The 4,936-nt window shown below is 59.4% G+C and carries 9 protein-coding genes and 1 pseudogene; all 10 read left to right on the top strand.

The features are described from left to right. Positions 1 to 720 (top strand): MFS transporter (locus tag JCM19049_RS08175; RefSeq protein ID WP_279402757.1); only part of this gene is annotated, 720 nt, incomplete at its 5' end. A gap of 158 nt (positions 721 to 878) precedes the next feature. Beyond that, positions 879 to 1,130, top strand: a complete 252-nt coding sequence (locus JCM19049_RS08170) for a hypothetical protein (protein ID WP_279402756.1) — start codon at positions 879 to 881, stop codon at positions 1,128 to 1,130. A gap of 29 nt (positions 1,131 to 1,159) precedes the next feature. Continuing rightward, the gene (locus JCM19049_RS08165) at positions 1,160 to 1,381 is read left to right on the top strand and encodes a transposase family protein (RefSeq protein ID WP_279402755.1); all 222 of its coding nucleotides are present in this window, start codon (positions 1,160 to 1,162) and stop codon (positions 1,379 to 1,381) included. Between the two features lie 6 nt (positions 1,382 to 1,387). Next, the gene (locus tag JCM19049_RS08160; RefSeq protein ID WP_054821336.1) at positions 1,388 to 1,777 is read left to right on the top strand and encodes a hypothetical protein; all 390 of its coding nucleotides are present in this window, start codon (positions 1,388 to 1,390) and stop codon (positions 1,775 to 1,777) included. A 603-nt stretch (positions 1,778 to 2,380) separates the two neighbouring features. Next, positions 2,381 to 3,031 (top strand): hypothetical protein, encoded by a 651-nt coding sequence (locus JCM19049_RS08155; protein ID WP_279402754.1) that lies wholly within the window; start codon positions 2,381 to 2,383, stop codon positions 3,029 to 3,031. Continuing rightward, positions 2,941 to 3,132 (top strand): LuxR C-terminal-related transcriptional regulator, encoded by a 192-nt coding sequence (locus tag JCM19049_RS23305; RefSeq protein WP_374700260.1) that lies wholly within the window; start codon positions 2,941 to 2,943, stop codon positions 3,130 to 3,132. Before JCM19049_RS08155 ends, JCM19049_RS23305 begins: the two co-directional genes overlap by 91 nt. Before the next feature lie 289 nt (positions 3,133 to 3,421). Further along, a pseudogene (locus JCM19049_RS19510) lies at positions 3,422 to 3,736 on the top strand (aminopeptidase P N-terminal domain-containing protein); the annotation flags it as partial. Between the two features lie 57 nt (positions 3,737 to 3,793). Continuing rightward, positions 3,794 to 4,543, top strand: a complete 750-nt coding sequence (locus tag JCM19049_RS19505) for a M24 family metallopeptidase (protein WP_279402758.1) — start codon at positions 3,794 to 3,796, stop codon at positions 4,541 to 4,543. Next, on the top strand, positions 4,534 to 4,740 hold the full coding sequence (locus JCM19049_RS19500) for a M24 family metallopeptidase (RefSeq protein WP_279402753.1): 207 nt from the start codon (positions 4,534 to 4,536) through the stop codon (positions 4,738 to 4,740). Before JCM19049_RS19505 ends, JCM19049_RS19500 begins: the two co-directional genes overlap by 10 nt. After that, positions 4,737 to 4,898 (top strand): hypothetical protein, encoded by a 162-nt coding sequence (locus JCM19049_RS19495; RefSeq protein ID WP_279402752.1) that lies wholly within the window; start codon positions 4,737 to 4,739, stop codon positions 4,896 to 4,898. The genes JCM19049_RS19500 and JCM19049_RS19495 overlap by 4 nt, the downstream gene beginning before the upstream one ends. Positions 4,899 to 4,936: the final 38 nt, after the last annotated feature.

Raw genomic sequence — 4,936 nt, 5'->3', positions numbered from 1 at the left:
CCCGGCAGCCTGTTCCGCAACGGGCAGGTGCTGCTGGCCACCACCATCGGCGTGCTGGTGGGCGTGGTCATGTTCGCCACGATTTCCTACCTGCCCACCTACTTCCAGCTGGTCAACGGCGCCAGCGCGGTGATGTCCGGGCTGATGCTGATCCCCATGACCCTGGGCAACGTGGTCGGTTCGATGGGCAGCGGCTGGCTGGTCTCCCGCACCGGACGCTACAAGGTCTTCCTGGTCTCCGGGCCGGTGCTGATGCTGGGCGGGCTCGCGTTCCTGGGCACCATGGGCGTGGACACCGGCTACCTGTTCGCCGCCACCGGCATGCTGCTGGTGGGCTTCGGAATCGGGGTGATGATGCAGAACCTGGTGGTGATTGTCCAGGCGCAGGTGCCGCATCAGCAGCTGGGGGTGGCCACCAGTGCGACCAACTACTTCCGCATGATTGGCGCCTCGACCGGCATCGCCGTATTCGGTTCGGTGTTCGTCTCCACCTTCACCGGCAACCTGAACGCCTCCGGGGTGCAGCTGGATGCCGCCGGCGGCGGGGTGGGTTCACTGACCCCCGAGCTGATCGCAGGGCTGCCGCAGCGCAGCCAGGAGCTGGTAGCCCAGGCGGTGGCCGGATCGATGCCGCAGATCTTCCTGATCGGGATGTTCCTGGCCGGGGCCGCACTGCTGCTCTCCATGCTGATCCGCGAATCCCCGCTCGCCGCCCGGTAGCGGGGGATCCGCCAGCGCACACAGAAGGCCGCGGGGCGTAGCCAGTGACTTTGTCACTGGCTACGCCCCGCGGCCTTCGCGGCAGGCTCGGCCCGGCGCCAAAGCCGTTCGGGGCCTCCATGCCCTACCTCGTTCCCAAGACGAGGGCCGAGAAGGCCTTGGACGTCACTGACGAACAAGCTGCCCTGCTGCAGAAAATGAGCGCTTCGAGCATTGACCGCAGACTGGCCAACGAATGCCGGAAAATGATCCTACGCGGCCGGTCCCATTCCAATCCCCACCCGCTGCTCAAATCTCAAATACCGGTAAGGACATGGGCGCAATGGGACGCTGCAGTACTCGGACTCGTCGAAATAGACCTGGTCGGCCACGAGGGCGGTAACAATCAGGCGGGTTCTGCCTCACCCTGACAGTCACCGATATCAGTACCGGATGGACAGTGAATCGCTCTGTGCACAACAAGGCGCAGAAGTACGTCTTTGAAGCATTGCTGCATGTCGTAGAGGTCTTCCCTTTTCCCGATATCGGAATCGATTCGGATAACGGCAGTGAGTTCATCAATCATGAACTGCTGCGGTTCTGTGAAGAACAGCAGATCACTTTCACCCGCTCAGGTCCCGGGAACAAGAACGACGGTATGCACGTGGAACAGAAAAACTGAACCAGGGTGCGTGAACCTGTCGGATGTCAACGCTATGACAGTGCCGAAGAGCTGGCATTGCTGAACCAAATCCGGAAACTGGACCGGATCTTCACCAACTACCTCCTGCCGCAGCAAAAGCTGGTGCACCAGACCCGAAAGGGGGCGAAAGTCATCAAAACCCACGATAAGTCGGCAACACCTTATCAGCGCACGGTGAGCCACCCAAACTTCAAAAAGATGCCAGTGATCCGAATGAATGCTCAGTTCAAGAAAATTCGGGTCATGGCCTTGTCCCAGCAGATCCTGGAACTGACAGGAAGACTTGAAAACTTTCCGTTTCAAAGCTCGGCTCCCCTCTCGGCAAGCCAGGAGGGGAGCCCAATGAGAAACCTTTTACGCGGAGGTTTCAGCTGAACCAACGTATCAACGTTCTCGGAGGCTTTGACGTGACGCATCAGTGGCTGTTTCGCGGCCGTGAAAACACCGGGGAACTGAGCAACTTGCTTCTGGGGATTCCCCTTCTACGAATGGAATGGACATCGAGTTTGAACTCATCCGGGTCGAATTCCTTGGGCATTGAGTCTTCCTTCGCTTGAGCGCGACCATAGGCTATGCAGTCGAAGGGTCAACCAAACCCTTAGCAAACGAAGGCCATGGTGATGCGGAGTGCAGTCTCCACCAAATGAAATGACACGCCGCAGGATCGAAGAACCCAAATGCCGCGGGTACACCGGAATCATGGGTCACCTGAATTGCAAACGCGCGCATGCCCGCTTTCGCTTCTCGTCTTGAAGTGTCCTTTGCAAGCAATGCCACACTGTTACGAACGAGTGCTTATGCTGCGTTCTAGGTGGCGCGTTGACGTGAGTGATCACCCCATGTCCCGCAGCAGTCTTAAAAAACGCGACTTAGCCTGTGAACCAGTTCATTCTGTATGCCATCATTTCTAGGGATAGATAATGCTGCCTGGGGAGCCAGACGGCAACGGAAACGGCAAGCGTCTGAGGTATCCCCGAAATGGTAGCCGATGAATTGACAACAATTTCGCAGCAGCTTTCTTCTCTGGCTGATTGGATTAGAATTCAAGAGGCTTCCGGCAACGGCTCAGCAGTTGAACCGAAGAACTTGTCCATGCGGCTCATACATAGCCGCGAGGATCTGATCAAGTCGTTTAACGATGTCCTAGACAGGGCCGAACGCTCGATCGATGCTCTAGACTGCGGCGAGCGGCCAGAGCACGCAGAGGCACAGGCATCTTCGCAACCTGGTGCTCTCCGCCGCGGCGTCCGCTTTCGCGTAGTCTACGACCCGATGGTATTCGAGCGTGCCGACCTGACTCGAGCGATGTTGAACTCCGTTCGTCAGGGCGAAGAAGCGAGAGTATCGACGAATATATCCACCCGCCTGCTAATCCGCGACGAGGAAGAATTCATTATTAACAATCCGAGGCCCTCGCTGGGCTCGCATCTGGCTGTTCAGCTTATCTCTCCGGTTTTAGCCGATTTTCTCAATGGCGCTTTGCAAAGGTTTGGGATACGTCGCTTCAAGTTAGCAACCGCAAATTCGAATCGGGCGCGTTGCTCGAAGACGACGAAGTTCAAATCTTGCGGTTGCTCGCTGCTGGTCAAAAAGACGAGTCCGTCGCTCGCGTCTTGGGTGTCAGCGTGAGGACGATCCAGCGCAAAATCCAATCGATGCAGCGAAGCTTTGGCGCCGCTAGTCGTTTTCAACTCGGGGCAATCAGCGCCCGGCACTCCCTGGTGGATTAAAGCGTAGATAGTGCGCATTTCCCGACTTGGCGGTTTCACGACAGCATTTTCCATAAGTAAAACGCACTAACCGTGAAAGGCTGGATCAGCGGGATTCACTTCACTCCCCACCATTCCAAAACTTCAGGACAAATATTGTATAGGAGCGTCGGGGCCATGAGTACAAAACTCCCGAATTCAATGCCGTTACCTAGCCGCGGAAAGGCCGGCATTCCACAGCTGTCCACAAACCAGTCATTCGTAGACTTCATGGCCCGCGGGTGGGAACCTGCGCATTTACCTAAACCCATTGAGCTCCGCAGCTATAGCCGCCGCAAACCATCGGGAAAAGCTGTCGCAAACGTTCCCTGGCCAGGGAATTGTCGTATTCGCAGGACACGCGCCGGTCCGTGCAAATGATAACTTCCACGAATTCCGCGCACATTCCGATTTCATATATCTGGTCAACGCGCAAATTGAAGCTGCAGTGCTGCTGGGATATCCGACCACGGACGGACACGACTTCGAGTTGTTTCTGCCAGTCCCCTATGCCCCGGGTACGGCTGACTTCTTCTCTAATGCCGTCCACGGCGAACTATGGGTTGGCCCCAGTCACAAGCCTCGGGACTGGCAGCACGCAATGGGGATCCCGGTGCGTCCGATTGATGAACTGGAGTCTGCCGTGCGTGCGGGCCGTTTCCACGCCGCGGGCTCCGTACAGAAGAACGAGCTGGACAAGCTGAACGCCGAGGATTCCCCGAAGCTGAAGCGGATACTGTCGCAACTGCGCATGGTCAAGGACGCGTGGGAAATCGCCGAGCTACGCGCATCGGTGGAGCACACTATCGACGGTTTCCGCCAGGTATTGACTGAGATCCCACAAGCCATCGCCGCTGGCGGTGAGCGTTGGCTGCAGGGCACTTTCGACCGCGCCGCCCGCACCCACGGCAACGGCCCAGGCTACGCTACCATCATAGGCGCGGGAATCCACGCGCCGACCCTGCACTGGACCCGCTGCGACGGCCCGGTGCGCGAAGACCAGCTACTGCTGCTGGACATGGGCGTAGAGGAGCGTTCCTGCTACACCGCGGACATCACGCGCACCTTCCCTGTGGCCGGAGCATTCACCGATGCACAGCACCAGGTTCACGACCTGGTGGAGAAGTCGCACCGCGCCGGCCTGGCTGCGCTGGCCCCAGGCAAGCCGTTCAGCGATTTCCACTTCGCCTGCATGGAGGAAATCGCCAACGGCCTGCACGACTGGGACCTGTTGCCGGTCTCCGTGGATGAGGCACTGTCCCCCACCGGCCAGCACCACCGCCGCTGGCTGGTCTGCGGCGTCGGTCACCACCTGGGCCTCGACGTGCACGACTGCTCGCACTCTCACTACGAGGACTACCAAGCGCGTTGCTGGAGGAGAACATGGTGCTGACTGTGGAACCGGGCCTCTACTTCCACGCCCACGACGCCATGGTCCCGCCAGAGCTGCGCGGCCTGGGCGTGCGCATCGAGGACGACTTGCTGATCACCTCAACCGGCTACGAGAACCTCTCTGGCGAGCTGCCGCTGGACGCGGCCGGCTTGGAGCAGTGGATGGCCCGGGCGATGAACCAGGCGGTGCGCGCATGAGCACCCTGACCCTGTGCAACGCCACGGTTTTCGACGGCGAACGCTTCCTGGGCGAGCCGGCGAACATCACCCTGGTGGACGGGACCATCACCGCCGTCGGCGCCCAGCGCGAGGGAACCTTGGTCGACGCGCCGGGCGGACCGTGGTGCCCGGGCTGATCGACGCGCACTTCCATGCCTACGCCGTGGCCTTGCAG

The organism is Arthrobacter sp. JCM 19049 (assembly GCF_001310435.1).
Note: the sequence above shows the minus strand (reverse complement) of the source record. Positions and strands in the feature narration are given on the sequence as shown.

Excerpts from the sequence above, each read along its gene's own strand:
- JCM19049_RS08155 (WP_279402754.1), top strand. The coding sequence starts at position 2,381 with ATGGTAGCCGATGAATTGACAACAATTTCGCAGCAGCTTTCTTCTCTG.
- JCM19049_RS19500 (WP_279402753.1), top strand. The coding sequence starts at position 4,534 with ATGGTGCTGACTGTGGAACCGGGCCTCTACTTCCACGCCCACGACGCC.
- JCM19049_RS19495 (WP_279402752.1), top strand. The coding sequence starts at position 4,737 with ATGAGCACCCTGACCCTGTGCAACGCCACGGTTTTCGACGGCGAACGC.